The 15,118-nt window shown below is 63.7% G+C and carries 18 protein-coding genes and 1 pseudogene; 6 read left to right on the forward strand and 13 right to left on the reverse strand.

The genetic code is table 11. From position 1 onward, the window contains the following. Positions 1–59: 59 nt before the first annotated feature. From hisH to trkA, 7 genes are all read right to left on the reverse strand, one after another. A complete protein-coding gene (hisH, locus tag C84B14_RS04470) occupies positions 60–704 on the reverse strand; it encodes an imidazole glycerol phosphate synthase subunit HisH (protein ID WP_293624589.1) in 645 nt (214 codons plus the stop codon). Positions 705–734: 30 nt separating this feature from the next. Beyond that, positions 735–1,328 carry an imidazoleglycerol-phosphate dehydratase HisB gene (gene hisB / locus C84B14_RS04475; RefSeq protein ID WP_353222170.1) on the reverse strand — a complete coding sequence of 198 codons (594 nt, stop codon included), beginning with the start codon at positions 1,326–1,328 and terminating at the stop codon, positions 735–737. A gap of 111 nt (positions 1,329–1,439) precedes the next feature. Continuing rightward, the gene (gene dtd, locus C84B14_RS04480; protein ID WP_348766834.1) at positions 1,440–1,880 is read right to left on the reverse strand and encodes a D-aminoacyl-tRNA deacylase; all 441 of its coding nucleotides are present in this window, start codon (positions 1,878–1,880) and stop codon (positions 1,440–1,442) included. Continuing rightward, positions 1,877–2,833 carry a homoserine kinase gene (locus C84B14_RS04485; RefSeq protein WP_353222171.1) on the reverse strand — a complete coding sequence of 319 codons (957 nt, stop codon included), beginning with the start codon at positions 2,831–2,833 and terminating at the stop codon, positions 1,877–1,879. Before C84B14_RS04485 ends, dtd begins: the two co-directional genes overlap by 4 nt. After that, on the reverse strand, positions 2,833–3,162 hold the full coding sequence (locus C84B14_RS04490) for a tetratricopeptide repeat protein (protein ID WP_502949889.1): 330 nt from the start codon (positions 3,160–3,162) through the stop codon (positions 2,833–2,835). The genes C84B14_RS04485 and C84B14_RS04490 overlap by 1 nt, the downstream gene beginning before the upstream one ends. A 28-nt stretch (positions 3,163–3,190) precedes the next feature. After that, positions 3,191–4,660, reverse strand: coding sequence for a TrkH family potassium uptake protein (locus C84B14_RS04495; RefSeq protein WP_348766832.1), 1,470 nt, complete (start codon positions 4,658–4,660; stop codon positions 3,191–3,193). 51 nt (positions 4,661–4,711) lie between these two features. Continuing rightward, entirely contained in the window at positions 4,712–6,091 is a 1,380-nt protein-coding gene (gene trkA, locus C84B14_RS04500) for a Trk system potassium transporter TrkA (protein WP_293624581.1), read from the reverse strand. A gap of 208 nt (positions 6,092–6,299) precedes the next feature. Here trkA and hisI point away from each other — a divergent pair, with 208 nt between their 5' ends. The 6 genes and pseudogenes from hisI (at position 6,300) to C84B14_RS04530 (ending at position 9,445) form a co-directional block, all read left to right on the forward strand. After that, the gene (gene hisI / locus C84B14_RS04505) at positions 6,300–6,734 is read left to right on the forward strand and encodes a phosphoribosyl-AMP cyclohydrolase (RefSeq protein ID WP_348766831.1); all 435 of its coding nucleotides are present in this window, start codon (positions 6,300–6,302) and stop codon (positions 6,732–6,734) included. Next, entirely contained in the window at positions 6,727–7,068 is a 342-nt protein-coding gene (locus C84B14_RS04510; protein ID WP_353222174.1) for a phosphoribosyl-ATP diphosphatase, read from the forward strand. Before hisI ends, C84B14_RS04510 begins: the two co-directional genes overlap by 8 nt. A gap of 16 nt (positions 7,069–7,084) precedes the next feature. Beyond that, positions 7,085–7,223 (forward strand): annotated as a pseudogene (gene tatA, locus C84B14_RS17995) (twin-arginine translocase TatA/TatE family subunit); the annotation flags it as partial. Between the two features lie 182 nt (positions 7,224–7,405). After that, a complete protein-coding gene (gene tatB, locus C84B14_RS04520; protein ID WP_353222176.1) occupies positions 7,406–7,828 on the forward strand; it encodes a Sec-independent protein translocase protein TatB in 423 nt (140 codons plus the stop codon). Then, positions 7,825–8,598, forward strand: a complete 774-nt coding sequence (tatC, locus tag C84B14_RS04525) for a twin-arginine translocase subunit TatC (protein ID WP_348766827.1) — start codon at positions 7,825–7,827, stop codon at positions 8,596–8,598. Before tatB ends, tatC begins: the two co-directional genes overlap by 4 nt. Before the next feature lie 70 nt (positions 8,599–8,668). Then, positions 8,669–9,445 carry an EF-hand domain-containing protein gene (locus C84B14_RS04530; protein ID WP_353222178.1) on the forward strand — a complete coding sequence of 259 codons (777 nt, stop codon included), beginning with the start codon at positions 8,669–8,671 and terminating at the stop codon, positions 9,443–9,445. A 948-nt stretch (positions 9,446–10,393) separates the two neighbouring features. Here C84B14_RS04530 and C84B14_RS04535 read toward each other — a convergent pair. The 6 genes from C84B14_RS04535 to C84B14_RS04560 all read right to left on the reverse strand — a co-directional run bounded on the left by C84B14_RS04535 (position 10,394) and on the right by C84B14_RS04560 (position 15,092). Then, positions 10,394–10,966, reverse strand: a complete 573-nt coding sequence (locus C84B14_RS04535) for a hypothetical protein (protein ID WP_353222180.1) — start codon at positions 10,964–10,966, stop codon at positions 10,394–10,396. A gap of 109 nt (positions 10,967–11,075) precedes the next feature. Next, positions 11,076–11,774: a deoxyribonuclease V gene (nfi, locus tag C84B14_RS04540; RefSeq protein ID WP_502949892.1), complete on the reverse strand. Its 699-nt coding sequence runs from the start codon at positions 11,772–11,774 to the stop codon at positions 11,076–11,078. Positions 11,775–11,778: 4 nt separating this feature from the next. Then, positions 11,779–12,273, reverse strand: coding sequence for a manganese-binding transcriptional regulator MntR (mntR, locus tag C84B14_RS04545; protein ID WP_353222184.1), 495 nt, complete (start codon positions 12,271–12,273; stop codon positions 11,779–11,781). 19 nt (positions 12,274–12,292) lie between these two features. Next, positions 12,293–13,135: a shikimate dehydrogenase gene (gene aroE / locus C84B14_RS04550; protein ID WP_353222186.1), complete on the reverse strand. Its 843-nt coding sequence runs from the start codon at positions 13,133–13,135 to the stop codon at positions 12,293–12,295. Next, a complete protein-coding gene (gene waaF / locus C84B14_RS04555) occupies positions 13,132–14,244 on the reverse strand; it encodes a lipopolysaccharide heptosyltransferase II (protein WP_353222188.1) in 1,113 nt (370 codons plus the stop codon). The genes aroE and waaF overlap by 4 nt, the downstream gene beginning before the upstream one ends. Continuing rightward, entirely contained in the window at positions 14,241–15,092 is an 852-nt protein-coding gene (locus C84B14_RS04560) for a hypothetical protein (protein ID WP_353222190.1), read from the reverse strand. The genes waaF and C84B14_RS04560 overlap by 4 nt, the downstream gene beginning before the upstream one ends. Positions 15,093–15,118 lie beyond the last annotated feature (26 nt).

Below are 15,118 nucleotides of genomic sequence, written 5' to 3' on the forward strand. Positions count from 1 at the left end.
CCGATAATCCTCGTCTACGGCTTGAATGGTCGAAACGACTGGATGCTTGCGAAGGGCGCTCAGGCGGCGCCGTCCCATTCCAGAAAATTGGCCAGCAGCTGGAGGCCGGCGGACTGGCTTTTCTCGGGATGAAACTGCACCGCGAACACGTTCGGGCGCAGGATCACCGAAGCAAAGCGCACGCCATAGTCGGTGGTGCCAGCGATATGACGCTCGTCGCTGGGCACCACGTAATAGCTGTGCACGAAATAGAACCAGCTGGCCGGCGCGATATCCTTCCAGAGCGGATGGTGGCGCTCCTGGCGGACCTGGTTCCAGCCCATATGCGGAATCTTGCGGCGCACGCCGTCCGGCTGCGCATCGGGGGCGGCGAAGTGCACGGTGTCGCCGGGGAAGGCGCCCAGGCATTCCACACCGCCGGATTCCTCGGAATGGCCCATGAGCGCTTCGATGCCCAGGCAGACGCCCATCAGCGGCTTCTTGCCGAGCTGTTCGCGCAGCATGTCATCGAGCTCGAGGCGATGCAGTTCGTCCATGCAGTGGCCGATCGCGCCTACGCCGGGCAATACCAGCCGGTCCATGCGCGCGAGTACGTCCGGGTCGAAGCTGACCTCGATCTGCTCGTCCGATGCGACGTAGCGCAAGGCCTTGGCAATCGAGTGCAGATTGCCCATCCCGTAGTCGATGATGCCGACGGTTGCCATAGTGTGATCGTGTACGAAGAAGAAAGGGGTTTAGAGGCTGCCCTTGGTGGACGGCATGCTGTCGCCGCTGCGGGCATCGGCCGATACGGCCATGCGCAGGGCGCGGCCGAACGCCTTGAACAGGGTTTCGGCTATATGGTGGGCATTGTGCCCCTTGAGCGCATCCATGTGCAGGGTCAGCGCGCCGGCGCTGGCCACGCCCTGGAAGAATTCGCGCACCAGTTCCACATCGAAGGTGCCAATCTTGTCGCGGGTGAAGTCCGCGCTGAAGAACAGGCCCGGGCGGCCTGACAAGTCGATGACCACGCGCGACAGCGCTTCGTCGAGCGGTACGTAGGCATGGCCATAGCGGGTGATGCCGCGCTTGTCGCCCACGGCCTCACGCAAGGCCTGGCCGATACAGATGCCGACATCCTCGACCGTGTGGTGGTCGTCGATATGCAGGTCGCCGGTCGCGCGCAAGTCGAGGTCGATCATGCCGTGGCGGCTGATCTGGTGAAGCATGTGATCGAAGAAGCCGACGCCCGTTTCGGCGGCGAATACGCCATTGCCGTCGAGATCCAGCGTGACCTGGATATCGGTTTCTGCGGTCTGGCGTGCGATCGTTGCGCTGCGTGCCTTCATTGGCTGAATAGAGCCTTTCCATCACCCCGAGACGCGGAATAATACGCCCATTGATTGGGCAACGCGAACGCCGCGCCCCGAGGCTGTCGCCGTGCGCTGCTGCGTAGTCGGCTATGCCTGCAACCAGAAGGTCACCGGGCCATCGTTGCGCAACGAAACCTGCATGTCGGCGCCGAACACGCCCTGTTCGATAAGCCCGGGGTGGCGGGCGTTCAAGGCGTCCAGGAAGGTGTCGAACAACGTGCGAGCGCGCTCGGGCGGGCAGGCCGAGGAAAAACCGGGGCGGTTGCCGCGCCGGGTGTCGGCGGCGAGGGTGAACTGCGGTACCGCCAGCACTGCACGTCCCGTTTCGAGCGCGCCGTGATTCATGCGCCCGCGCTCGTCGGCAAATATGCGATAGCCGAGTACGCGTTCTGCCAGGCGTGTGGCCTGGGCCGGGGTGTCGTCGGGTTGGGCGGCGACCAGGGCGAGTATGCCGGGGCCGATTGCCGCCACCGTGTTTTCGTCGATGTCGACCGCGGCGCGGGTCACGCGCTGAATGAGCGCGATCACGGTGTTTCGAAAAGCGCCGGTGGCGCTTCGCGATGCGCGCGCAGCAGCCGCTCGAACGGGCCCGGGTCGTGGATATGGGTGACGTCGCCGTCCATCGGGAAGTGGTAGTCGATCAACCGCGAGGCCCAGAAGCGCAGCGCCGCGGCACGCAGCATGGCAGGCCAGGCGCCGTGCTCGGCGTCGGTGAGCGCGCGACGACGATGGTAGGCGCGGATGAATGCCTGCCAGTGGCCGCTTCGATAATCCCCGTCGTCGTCGAAGGCCCAGTCGTTGCAGATTACCGCGAGATCGAACAGCAGGTAATCGTGGCAGGCGTAGTAGAAATCGATGACGCCGGAAACGCGATCGTCTTCGAACAGCACGTTGTCGCGAAACATGTCGGCATGAATGACGGCTTCGGGCAGGCCGCGATAGGTGGTGCACGCGCGCTCCCGCTGGAAGGCGATCTCGTCGTCGAGAAGGGCTGCGGTGTCTGCGTCGAGGCGCTCGGCCAGGCGATCGCGCGCCTGGGCGATCCAGGCCAGATCGCGAGGATTGGGCTGGGCCTCGCGGAAAGAGCGCACCGCGCGGTGCATTTCCGCGACCACGCCGCCCAGCGATGCGCACTGGCCGGTGCTCGGCGTTTCGATACTCGCGCCGGCGAGCCGATACACCAGCGCGGCCGGGCGATTCTGTACACGGCTAAGAAAGCCGCCGTCGTTGCGGGCCACCGGATGGGCGCCGGGCACCCCGTGCCCGGCCAGGTGATCCATCAGCTGCATGAAAAACGGCAGCGAGCCATTGTCCATCTGTTCGAACAGCGTCAGCACCCAGCGGCCGGTAGAGGTATCGACAAAATAGTTGGTGTTGGTGATCCCGGCGGTGATCCCGCGAAAATCCTCCAGTTCGCCGATCGAATAGTCGGCCAGCAGCCTGCGTAGATCGTCTTCGGTTACCCGTGTATAGACCGACATCAGCTATCCGTGGCCTGTTGTTTGCGTGCACGCTTGGCGAAGACCTGCATTTCGCGGGCTGCCTGGTTGTCGCCCCGGGCCTCGGCCACGGTGATTCCGTGTTCGAGCACGTCCAGGCCGGCGGTGATATCGCCGGCTTCGACCAGCGCCCGGCCGTAGAGCTTCCAGGCCGCGGAATAGTCCGGGTCGTGGGCCACCGCTTCGGCCAGATGGGTGGCCGCTTTCGCGTAGTGGCCCTCCTTATAGAGCAGTTCGCCCAGCGAGAAACGCAGCAGCGCGTTGTCCTCGCCGGCGGCAAGCATCTTTTCGAGTTGGTCTTTCATCGCCATGACGCCCAGTGTACCGATACAGGCTGGGTTATCGGCGCCAGAAGGCCGGCGTGAGGATCACCAGCAGGGTGAAGATCTCCAGACGGCCGAGCAGCATGGCCATGCACAGCACCCATTTGGCCAGGCCCGGCAGCCCGGCCATGTTGGACGACACTTCCCCCAGGCCCGGGCCCAGGTTGTTGATCGAGGCGGCCACCGCCGAAAAGGCGGTGAGTTCGCTCAGGCCGGTGGACAGCAGGATGAGAAACATCGCCACGAACACGGTGATATAGACCGCGAAAAAACCCCAGACCGCCTGAATCACGCGGTCGGGAATGACCTTGCCGCCCATCTTGATCGGGATTTCCGCGTTGGGATGGACCAGGCGACTGATCTCGCGTGAGCCTTGCTTGGCCAGCAGAATGAAGCGGACCACCTTCATGCCGCCGGTGGTCGAGCCTGCGCAGCCGCCCACGAAGCTGCCCAGCAGCAAGAACATCGGCAGAAAGCTCGGCCACAGCGAATAGTCGGTGGTGGTGAAACCGGTGGTGGTGCCGATTGACACCACCTGGAACATCGCCTTGATGAACGCGTTGGGCAGCGACACATAGGTGCCGGCAATCAGCAGCACGGCACAGCCAAGCAGGGTTGCGCCGACGACCATGATCAAAAAGGTGCGGGTTTCCGAGTCGCGCCAGTAGGTCATCGGGTTGGCGCTGCGCCAGACCGCGAAATGCATGCCGAAGCTGATCGAGCCCACGATCATGGCGATAATCGCGGCCAACTCGATGATGGCATCGTCGTGGTGGCCCAGTGACAGGTCGTGGTTGGAAAAACCGCCGGTCGCGATGGCCGAAAAGGCGTGGCTGACCGAGTCAAAGACGCTCATGCCCGCAATCCAGAATACGAGCGCACAGACGCCGGTCAGCGACAGGTAGAGGTACCACAACGCCTTGGCGGTTTCGCGAATACGCGGTGTAAGCTTGGAATCCTTGACCGGGCCGGGTGTTTCCGCTCGATAGAGCTGCATACCACCCACGCCGAGCATGGGCAGCACCGCCACGGCCAGCACGATGATGCCCATACCCCCCATCCAGTGCAGAAGCTGGCGCCAGAACAAAATGGCGTGGGGCAGGGTATCCAGGCCCACGAGCACGGTGGCCCCGGTCGTGGTCAGGCCGGAGACGGCTTCGAACACGGCATCCGTTACGCCGATATCCGGGCGTTCGGCCAGATACAGCGGCACCGCGCCGAACAGGCTCAGCACCAGCCAGAACAGCACCACCACCAGAAAGCCATCGCGGATCTTGAGTTCGCGGCGCACGTGGCGCACGGGCAACCATGCGACAAGGCCCGTGAGCAGGGTGATGACGAAGCCAATGGCGAAGGCGTCGGCTTCGCCGTCGCCGTAGGCCAGGCCCATGATCATCGGCACGAGCATGCTCGTGGAAAAGATCATCAGCAGGATACCGAGCACCCGCTGGACGACCGCGAAGTAGTAGTTCAGCGACAGTTTCATACGGCGGAAGGCGGTTTCGAAACCGGCACGATGGGCGAACGCAACGCCGCGCTATACATACGACACGCCGACCTGGAAGAGCTTTTCCACGTCCGCGGTATGCTTCTTTTCGATGATGAACAACATCACGTGGTCGCCGGACTCGATCACCGTATCGTGATGGGCGATGAGCACATCGTCGCCGCGTGCGATCGCGCCGATGGTCGTGCCCGGCGGCAGCTTGATCTCGTCGATACGCCGGCCCACCACGCGCGAGTTGGAACGCTCGCCGTGGGCGATGGCCTCGATCGCCTCGGCCGCCCCACGCCGCAGGGTATGCACGCGCACCACGTCGCCGCGGCGCACATGGGCGAGCAGCGCGGAAATGGTGGATTGCTTGGGCGAGATCGCAATGTCGATCTGCGTGCCCGAGGACTCGATGAGGTCCACATAGGCTAGCCGATTGATCAGCGACATCGCCTTGCGCGCGCCCAGACGCTTGGCCAACATCGCCGAGAGGATGTTGGCCTCGTCGTCGTTGGTGATCGCACAGAACACATCGACCGATTCGATGTTCTCCTCGACCAGCAACGATTCGTTGGCGGCATCGCCCTTGAGCACGATGGAGCGGTTGACCTTCTCCGACAGCCAGGCAGCGCGCGTGGGGTTGTTCTCGATGATCTTGACCTGGCAATGGTTCTCCAGCGCCAGGGCCAGTCGCAGACCGATATTGCCGCCGCCTGCGATCATCACCCGCTTGACCGGGCGGTCGATCTTGCGCAGTTCGCCGATCACCTTCTTGATGTTGCGACGCGCGGCCACGAAAAAGACCTCGTCGTCGGCTTCGATCACGGTGTCGCCTTCCGGGATCATCGGCTTGCCGCGCCGATAGATGGCCACCACGCGCGTGTCCGCCTCGGGCAGATGCTCGCGCAGCGCACGCAGCTCCTTGCCCACCAATGGCCCGCCGTAATAGGCCTTAACGCCCACCACCTGGACCTGGCCGTCGGCGAAATCCACCACCTGCAGCGCGCCCGGGTACTGAACCAGGCGCTTGATATGTTCGGTAACCAGCTGTTCCGGGCTGATGCTCATATCGATCGGGATGGCGTCCTGATGGAACAGCCGATCCTCGATCAGGTACTCCGCCGCGCGGATGCGCGCAATCTTGGTCGGGGTATGAAAGAGCGTGTACGCGATCTGGCAGGCCACCATGTTGACTTCGTCGGCGGCGGTGACCGCGATGATCATGTCGGCATCGTTGGCGCCGGCGCTGCGCAGGATGTCGGGATGCGCGGCATAGCCGTGCACGGCGCGAATATCGAGGCGGTCCTGAAGCGGACGCAACAGGGCTTCGTCGGTATCGACGACGGTTACGTCATTGGATTCGTGGGCAAGGTTTTCTGCCAGCGTTGCGCCGACCTCGCCTGCCCCCAGAATGATGATCTTCATGCGCGGTAGTGTAGTCTATCCAAGCGGTGATCCTGCGAAAGCCTGCCAGAAACCACGCCTTGCGTGCGCGCACCGCATCCGGCGGCCGCGGCCGAAAGCCCGAACGATCGCGCCAGGCGCCGGGTCTGGCTCATGAATTTTTTTTCGCTCTGGGTTTGCGATCGGCGAAAGCGTAGGATGGCGAGCTACAGTTTAGAGCGTTGCAACCGTGATTCAGGACAACACAACCTTAGACCCCGCGGATGATCGATCGGCCGACTGGCTCGACCAGGTCGCCTGGAACGAGCAGGGCCTCGTGCCGGCCATTACCCAGGCTTACGACACCCATCGCGTGCTCACATTGGCCTGGATGAATCGTGAATCGCTGGCAGCGACCCTCGAAAGCGGCTTTGCAACATATTGGTCACGTTCGCGTGCCAAGCTCTGGCGCAAGGGCGAGTCGTCGGGCAATCTTCAACGCATACGCGAGGTGCGGCTGGACTGCGATAACGACGCCTTGCTGCTGATCGTTGAACAGATCGGCGGCGTCGCCTGTCATACGGGGCGCGAATCCTGTTTTTTCCAGGTTTACGACAACGGCCGCTGGGTCACACGCGACCCGGTGCTCGTCGATCCCAGCGAAATGTACGGTCTGCATGAGTAATTCCGATATCTTGGCCCAGCTCGATACGGCTTTGGCCAAGCGCCGCAACGCCGATCCGGCCAGCAGCTATACGGCGTCGCTTTATGCAGGCGGTACCGCGGCCATCACGGCCAAGATCACCGAAGAGGCCGCCGAGGTTGTAGAAGCCGCCGCCGAGGCAGACGATGCGCATCTGGTGCATGAGGTGGCAGACCTGTGGTTTCACACCATGGTGCTGCTACAGGCGCGTGGGCTGGACGCCAGCGCGGTACAGACAGAACTGGCGCGTCGTTTCGGGGTGTCGGGCATTGAGGAAAAAGCAGGTCGCGGCCGTGCCGATACGTCGGCTAACTGATTGAAACGAGGTAGACATGATTGGTGGTATCAGCATTTGGCAGTTGCTTATTCTCCTGGTGATCGTGGTGCTGATATTCGGCACCAAGCGCCTGCGTAACCTGGGCGGCGACCTGGGTTCCGCGCTCAAGGATTTCCGAGGCGCGATGAAGGACAGCGAAGCCGACAAGGACGACGAAACGACCCAGGACGCACGCAAGCGCCCGGAAGACCCGCAGCTGGTCGACGATCTGGGCAAGACCAAACCCAATACCGGGCCAGTGGAAGAGGCGCAGCGTCGCAACGCGCAGAAAAACGAAACCGACGACACGCGGGACTGATCCAGCCGGACCCTCCCTATGTTCGATATCGGTTTCTGGGAACTGACCGTCATCGCGGTCATTGGCTTGATCGTGCTCGGCCCGGAGCGGCTGCCGGTGGTCGCCCGCACGCTCGGCACCTGGGTGGGCCGCGCGAAAGGCTATGTACGCGGTCTGACCAGCGAGCTCGAGCGCGAGGTCAACGTCGAGGATCTGCGTTCTGAAGTCCGCCGCACCCGCGAGCGGATCGAGGCGGGCACGCGCGATACCGTCGATTCCGTACGTAAAGTCGATCCGCGCGAGGCCAACCGTGCGCCGCGCCACACGCAGGCGCCCAAGGCGGACACAACTCAGGCCGGCGACAGCGCCAATCCGGTCGCCGATGCGGCTGGTGAGCCGACCGAGCCGACCGCGAAATCCGAGGCGGATACGCGCGCCAACGATAACGAACGCAACGCATGAGCGACGATCAACTAGGCGAAGAACAACCGCTAATCGCGCATCTGCTGGAGCTGCGCACACGGCTGTTGCGCATTGTCATCGGCATCCTGCTGGTGTTCCTGCCGATGGCGTATTTCGCCCGCGACCTGTTCACGTTTCTTTCCGGGCCCTTGCTTGCGCACATGCCGGAAGGCAACAGCCTGATTGCAACCGGCGTGGCGGCGCCTTTTCTTGCCCCGTTCAAGCTGTCCATGCTGCTGGCCGTGGCGGTTTCGCTGCCCTGGACGCTGTATCAGGTCTGGATGTTTGTCGCCCCCGGTCTGTATGCCCAGGAGCGACGTCTGGTCACGCCGCTGCTTATTTCCAGCACCGGGCTGTTCTATCTAGGGATGGCGTTCGCCTACTACGTGGTCTTTCCCGTGGTGTTCGGCTTCTTCATCTCGGTGGCCCCGGCCGGGGTCGCGGTGATGACCGACATCTCGGCCTATCTCGACTTCGTGCTCGGCATGTTCCTGGCCTTCGGTATCGCCTTCGAGCTGCCGGTGGGCATCTTCCTGATCGTGTGGGCCGGCTTTGTCACGCCCCGACAACTGGCCAGCTATCGGGCCTATATCATCGTGGCGGCCTTTGCGGCGGGCATGCTGCTGACGCCCCCGGACGTAATTTCGCAAACCCTGCTGGCAGTGCCGATCTACCTGTTGTACGAAATCGGTATCGTCATGGCGCGTTTGTTCGTGCCCGGCATGCGTGAAGTCGAGGCCCAGCAGGACGAGCAATCGGGTGGGCCCTAGATTAAGTCAGGGTTCATGGCGCGGGCCTAGGGTGGAGCGACCTTTTCATCCGTTATGGAAACCAAACGCCATGATGAAGAAAACCGCTATCGCACTCGGTCTGGCCATGGTGTCGAGTCTGGGCATCGCCGCCCAGAACGGCGCCGCCGCCAGCGCTCATGCCAACGCCTCGCAGTCCGGCGCCGGCATCGATGCCGAAGCCGCGATCAATACCCAGTTCGATGCCCTTGATACCAACGGCGACGGCGTGCTCAGCCGTGCTGAGGCCGAAGCGAATCCGCGCGTATCGGCGCTCTACGACTCCATGAATACCGCCGATACGATCGAAGATCGCGACAAGCAGAGCATGCCCGACGGCATTAGCCGCGAACAGTTCCAGGCCGGCATGCAGGCCGCTTCTTCCGGGTCCGGCAGCTTCGGGCCTGCGGTATCGGGTGGTGAAACCTATACGATCATGCGAGACGGTACGCGCCAGCTCAAGCAGGGCGCATCGAGTGCCGCCACAGGCGTGCGCGAAGGCGCTGGGCGTGCGGCATCGTCTGCTGCCGGGGCCGCTCAAGGCACGGCCAATCAGGCGGGCGCCGAAGCGCGGAGCCAGCAACAGCGTATGCAGCAGCAGTCGCAATCGATGCAGAACCGGGCGCAAGACGGCATGACCGAAAGCCGTGACCAAATACAGAGCCAGCGGGATCGCGCCCAGCGCAACGCCGGCGAAATGCAGCAACGTGCACGTGGCCAGGTTCAGGGCCAGGGCAGCGCGCAAGGCCAGACCCGCTATGGCCCGCAGGGCGCCAATGCGCAGGGCACGGTCGAAACCGACGGCTCGATTCAGCGTTCGGACAACTAGCCGTCAGTCGCAGCCGATAGGCCGACCCTCGACGCCAGCGCCTTCCAGAAACCGCGCAAGGGGCAGCCCTCGTACCTTCGGGTACGGGGGTTTTTTTTCATGCGGCGGATCGGGCGCCGCATGCTACGTCGACAAGTCGAACGTTTCCGGGGTCGCGGTGATCGACCGGGCCCCTTGGACGCACTCCACTACGCATACCGCTGACCGTTTGGCGACTGTGGCCATCGTCGTCGTTCACGACGCCTTCTCGAGCGTCGGTGATCGCTTGGCAATCATTTTGTTCCAGCCAGTGCTGCGTGCCGGTAGGCCACGGCGCGCATGGCGCGGCTTCTAGCGGCAACACTCGTCTGGAGGTTGTCGTATGGGGTCGAATAGCCATGCCGGCGATGGCGTGCGCGCAGGGCCGCGTTGTCGATCGAGCCGTGGTTGAGCACGGCTGTGCTCGCTGGGAAACCTGCTCGCGCGGCAAGCGGCTGGGTTCGGGTGGCCTGGACAGGCTAGCGCGTAGGCTTACCCACCCGGTATGAAAGAGATGGTTTTACGTGGCCGCGGCTCAACCGCAATAACGCAGCCGGCGCGTTGGCGATAACGCTGGCCCAAGGGCAGGAGCGCGCCGGGCATGGCTTTCACTGGCGTCTGTCAACGCTAACGCCAATCGTCGCGGTGCTATCCAGAAATCCACCAGGCGAGGCGTGATCACCAGTGTCTGGTGCGCCAAATGAACGACCCGCCGCGCTGCGCGGTGGATTTTTCGGACGCAAGCCGCCGGCACGCGGGCCCCTCTGTTCGGGCTTTGCCGCTGGCTCATGTCGCAAAGTGACACTGCATTTTCTTGCACGAACATGGGCCGCGGCGCGGCAGTTTTGTTCGCGTTAACAGGCCCTGGACACACACAAAAAAAGCCCGGCGCTTGGCCGGGCTTTTACGTACGTGGCTTGGCCGGCTGATTTAGCCGTTGCCGCCCGCAGCCGCAGCCGCCGGCATCTGCTGACGCAGCTTGCCGCGCAGCTCGTCCATGTCGTCGAGCAGCTTGCTGGTCTGGCTATCCTGATCCTTCATCGCGGCCAGCGTGTCTTGCTGGAGCTTTTCGCCGGCGGACCGGATTTCCGGCTTCTGCAGTGCGGCATCGCGGGCCTGCACCATCTGCTGGCGTTCGGCCTGGAAATCCTTCATCACGGCCTTGCGCTCGTCGTCGCTCAGATCACCCGACTGCAGCTTCTGGGCCATCTGCTGTACGCGTTCCTGGCCCTTGTCGACGTCGTAGCCCTGATCTTCGACCGCGTCGCGAACCTGCTCTTCGAAGTCTTCCTGCTGCGAAGCCAGATCGGGATGCGATTTGATCGTCTCTTCATGGATTTGCTGCAGCTTCGACGCCTTCTGCCGGTACTGCTGCATGAGCTGCTGGGCCTGCTGCTGATCCGCCGTGGCGCCGTTGCCCTGCGCTGTCGCCAGACCGGGCACGGTGCCGAAGGTCAGCGCGGCCAGTGCCAGCGCCGTGATGGTGGTTGCGCGTTTGATCATAGAGTTAATCCGTTGTGCGAATGTCGTTGAACTGTCTGTGACCGCGGCTAAGCCTATCAGTGCCGTAGAAAGCCCTCAAAATCTGCAAATCGGCCGATTCGACCCCGATTCATCGATTCGAGGCGAGTTTATCGGCCACTCGCGTGGTTTCCGGCAGACGATACCGCGTGAGTGCGCTCATCGTGAACGAAAGCGCACTCTCCAGGCCGATACGATGCCCGGGCGAGATGAAGATCGGCTTAACGCCGACCCGCGATCGCAATACTGCGCCGATCGTTTCGTCTCGATCCTGAAGTTCGGCCCAGGCGCCGCGCTCATCCGGCGGCTGTTCGTAACTGCCGGTCAAACGCTTCTTGGCCACGCCGATCGTTGGCAGCCCGGTGACCAGACCCAGATGCGTGGCGACGCCCAGCCGGCGCGGGTGGGCAATGCCATGGCCGTCGACCAGAATGAGATCGGGGAGGGTGGCCAGTCGTTCGAGCGCGGCCAACGCCCCCGGAATCTCGCGAAAAGACAACAGGCCGGGGATATAGGGAATGCGCGTGGGCACCCGTGCCAGCTGGGTATCGATCACTTCGAGCGTCTGGGCATCGAGTACCACCGCGGCGGCCCGCGTGATCCGGCCCCCGTCCTCGAAGCCGATATCCACACCGCCGAGCCGGCGTACCGGTGGCAGATCGTCTACCGTATTCACGTACGTGGACAGCGCTTTCTGCAGAGCTCGGCAGGGACCTGCCTGCTGCGGCCAGTCGTGTTCGACAGCGGGGTGCCCAAACGGGCCGGCCTCGACGAGACGAACCTCAGGCAGGCTTTCAGGCATTGTCACCCGATTCGTTGCGATCGACGAAGGCGCGCATGATATCGATCGTCTCCGCGCTTACGTGGTGTTCTACGCCCTCGGCGTCCTTGCGGGCGGTGGCTTCGGACACGCCCAGCGCGCGCAAGAAACGCAGCACCACGATATGCCGGTCGCGTGATTCGGCGGCCACCTGCTTGCCGTAGTCGGTAAGAAATATCGAGCGATACGGTTCGCTGGTCACCAGCCCGGCATCGGTCATGCGGCGAATCATCTTGCCGACCGTGGCCTGGGTGACGCCCATGCGCTGGGCGAGTTCGACCGCACGCGCTTCGCCCTTGGCGTCGATCAGGTCGGCGATAAGCTCGACATAATCCTCTACCAGCTCGGTTTCGTGCGCCTTGCGCACGTGGCTGTACTGACGCGCGTGATCCTCGGGGTGCAGCAGCTCGCCCGAGGTGTCGCCACGCAGAACGTGGTCGAGGTTTTGCAGAGATTCGTGTGCGCTCATGACCGCACAATTATAACGGTTATGACGGTTGCCGGTCGCCGCCGGGGCGCAGTGCTTTGATGACCTCTGCGGTCTGCGGGCGTACACCGCGCCACAGCGCAAACGATTCGGCCGCCTGTTCGACCAGCATGCCGAAGCCGTCGCAGCGGCGTTCGATACCGTGGCTGGCCACCCAGCGCAGAAACGGCGTGGGCTTATCGGCATAGATCATGTCGTAGGCGCCGCGCGCATCCTCGAGAACGGTGGGCGATACATCCGGCGTTTCGCCGGCCAGCCCCGCCGATATCGCGTTGATCACGATATCCCAGCCGCCGGAGGCACCTGTCAGCGTACTGGCCCGTATCGTACCCAGGTCGGAGAAATCCGCGGCGATGGCCTCGGCCTTCGCGGCGGTGCGGTTGGCGACATGGATGGCGGCCGCGCCATGTTCGAACAAGACCGGGATCACGCCACGCACCGCGCCGCCGGCGCCCAGAATGAGGATTCGACTTCCGGTGAGCGGCATCTGTAGCTGACGCTCCAGATCGCGGGCCAGACCGATGCCGTCCGTGTTGTCGCCCAGCAGCCTGTCGTCGTGGTCGCGCGCGAGCGTATTCACCGCACCCGCGCGCCGGGCACGATCGGTCAGCCGATCGGCATAGGCGGCGGCTTCGCCCTTGAACGGCAGGGTGACGTTGAGCCCGGCGCCGCCTGCGGCAAAGAAATCGGCCACGGTGGGCGCGAACGCGTCGGGCGCGGCCGGCAGGCGCTCGTAGACGAGGTTTTGACCGGTCTGGCGGGCGAATGCGCCGTGGATATCGGGTGATCGGCTGTGCTCGACCGGGTGGCCGATCACGGCATAGCGATCCGGTAATGCAGTCATGACAAGGCGTTGGTTTCGGGTAACGAAGTGCGCGGGGCGGGCGCCCCGCCGCTGGCGTAGTGCAGGGAGGGTATATCGCGCGCCGCCGGGTCGAGACAGGCGCGTAGTACGTCCGCGACCGGAATATCGCGCATGCAGGCATTGTGTCCCAACGGACACTGGCGCTTGCGACAGGGCGCACAGGCGAGCTCGAGCCAGAAGCGCGCTTCGGCATTCGACAGCGGCGGTGCGTAGTCGGGGTGGGTCGAGCCGTAGATCGCCAGCACCCGTGGCGCGGCCGCGGCCGCCAGATGCATTACGCCGGTGTCGTTGCCCACGAAGGCGTCGGTCAGCGAGGCGATATCCGCAATATCGACCAGGGATGTGCGTTCGCACAGGTTGACGCCGTGCTTCGGCGCAGCGGCGGTGAGATCGGCGGCGAGCTGACGGTCGGCCGCGCTGCCGAAAATCCAGCATGCGATCCCGCGCTGGTCGAGCTCGGCCGCGAGCCGCGCGAAATGCGTGGCCGGCCATTGTTTGGCGCCGCCGTACGCCGCGCCCGGCGCAAAGCCGATGGCAGCACGGTTCGTTTCGAGCCCGAGCGCGTCTACCAGTTCGGCGCGGCGGGCGGTGTCGATACGTAATTCCGGGTGCTTCAGTTCGGCCAACGCCTCGCCTTCGCGGGCGAGGCCCAGCAGGGCGTAATGCTCGACCTTGCGCGGATAGCGGTCTTTATCCAGAGAGCGCACGTCGTTGATCAGGCCGTAGCGCATCTCGCCGAGATAACCGGTGCGCTGCGGTATGCCGGCGAGCCAGGGCACCAGCGCGGCCTTGATGCTGCGCTGGAGCACGATGGCCTGGTCATAGCCGCGTTCGGCAAGCGCGCGTGCTGTTTGCCGGCGCTTGCCCAGCGCGATTTCGCGATGGCCGATTTCCATGCGTACGGCGTTATCGACCTCGGGCATGCGTGCCAGCAGGCTGGCGGTGATCGACGGGGCGAGCACGTCGATGACGGCGTTGGGCATACGCTCACGCAGCAGCATGAACAGGCTCTGTGCCATGACCATGTCGCCGATCCAGCTGGGACCGACGACGAGCACGCGATGTGGGACCGGGTCGGTTTCGGTCACGAGGTTTCGTGAGCGCGGGTGGGCGATGCGCGTAGATAGCTGCGGCGACAGCTCACCAGCGTGTAGTAGCCGGCAAACACGGGGAATATCCAGATCCAGGAGCTTATCGTCTTGCTGTGTTCATGACGGTAGACCGCCGGCGCGTACACCGCGATCCAGTAAGCGACCACGATGAACAACAGGCAGTAGGCGCGCGCGAGCATGTCGCGCCGACCGTGCTGTAATAGCACCGCCGCCCCCAGGCAGGCGACGCCCGCCACCGAACAGAACAAGCCGAGCTTGCGAAAGCTTTCGAACTCGTTGTTATCGCGCAAGTGCAGGAAGGAATTGCCAACGGCGATTGCGAGAATCGCGAGCACGGCGAGCGTCATGAGTCGGGCGCGCCCTTCGGCCAGGATGTGGGTTTTCAGTGCTGCCGCGGCCGCCGCCGCGAACAACAGCCATCCGGCCAGCTCGAAGGGTTCTTCAAGGGCGCCGAATGAGTCGGCCCAGGGCGCGAGTATGCTTTGCGAAATGTCGTGGCCGAAGACGTTCTCGAACTGAATATGTGTCGTATGGTCGCCAAGCTGGCCGACCATTGGGATAGCCACGCCGAATATCAGCAGAACGATAGGTACGAACGACCGAGCAATCAGGAGTTCGACGGTGATCCAAACGAGCAGAATAATCAGGAACTGGGGCCGGATATCGTCGCGCATGAGGTTGTTCTCGCTGATCATCGAAATCACGAAGAACACGATGAACAACGACGCCAAGCGCACCTGGGCGCCATCACTGGCCGTGTAGCCGTGATAGGCGATCAACAGGCCGAGCAGGCAGGCCACAAGAGACACCACCTCGGTCAGCATGAACTCACCGGTGCCGATAAACGGTG

Origin of the sequence: Salinisphaera sp. C84B14 (assembly GCF_040361435.1) — a bacterium.
In the GTDB taxonomy this organism is placed as follows: domain Bacteria; phylum Pseudomonadota; class Gammaproteobacteria; order Nevskiales; family Salinisphaeraceae; genus Salinisphaera.

Coding starts and splice junctions, on each gene's coding strand:
- C84B14_RS04495 (WP_348766832.1), bottom strand. CDS start 4,660: ATGAAACTGTCGCTGAACTACTACTTCGCGGTCGTCCAGCGGGTGCTC.
- hisH (WP_293624589.1), bottom strand. CDS start 704: ATGGCAACCGTCGGCATCATCGACTACGGGATGGGCAATCTGCACTCG.
- trkA (WP_293624581.1), bottom strand. CDS start 6,091: ATGAAGATCATCATTCTGGGGGCAGGCGAGGTCGGCGCAACGCTGGCA.
- hisB (WP_353222170.1), bottom strand. CDS start 1,328: ATGAAGGCACGCAGCGCAACGATCGCACGCCAGACCGCAGAAACCGAT.
- C84B14_RS04530 (WP_353222178.1), top strand. CDS start 8,669: ATGATGAAGAAAACCGCTATCGCACTCGGTCTGGCCATGGTGTCGAGT.
- aroE (WP_353222186.1), bottom strand. CDS start 13,135: ATGACTGCATTACCGGATCGCTATGCCGTGATCGGCCACCCGGTCGAG.
- C84B14_RS04485 (WP_353222171.1), bottom strand. CDS start 2,833: ATGTCGGTCTATACACGGGTAACCGAAGACGATCTACGCAGGCTGCTG.
- tatB (WP_353222176.1), top strand. CDS start 7,406: ATGTTCGATATCGGTTTCTGGGAACTGACCGTCATCGCGGTCATTGGC.
- tatC (WP_348766827.1), top strand. CDS start 7,825: ATGAGCGACGATCAACTAGGCGAAGAACAACCGCTAATCGCGCATCTG.
- C84B14_RS04510 (WP_353222174.1), top strand. CDS start 6,727: ATGAGTAATTCCGATATCTTGGCCCAGCTCGATACGGCTTTGGCCAAG.
- C84B14_RS04560 (WP_353222190.1), bottom strand. CDS start 15,092: ATGCTGACCGAGGTGGTGTCTCTTGTGGCCTGCCTGCTCGGCCTGTTG.
- mntR (WP_353222184.1), bottom strand. CDS start 12,273: ATGAGCGCACACGAATCTCTGCAAAACCTCGACCACGTTCTGCGTGGC.
- C84B14_RS04490 (WP_502949889.1), bottom strand. CDS start 3,162: ATGGCGATGAAAGACCAACTCGAAAAGATGCTTGCCGCCGGCGAGGAC.
- C84B14_RS04535 (WP_353222180.1), bottom strand. CDS start 10,966: ATGATCAAACGCGCAACCACCATCACGGCGCTGGCACTGGCCGCGCTG.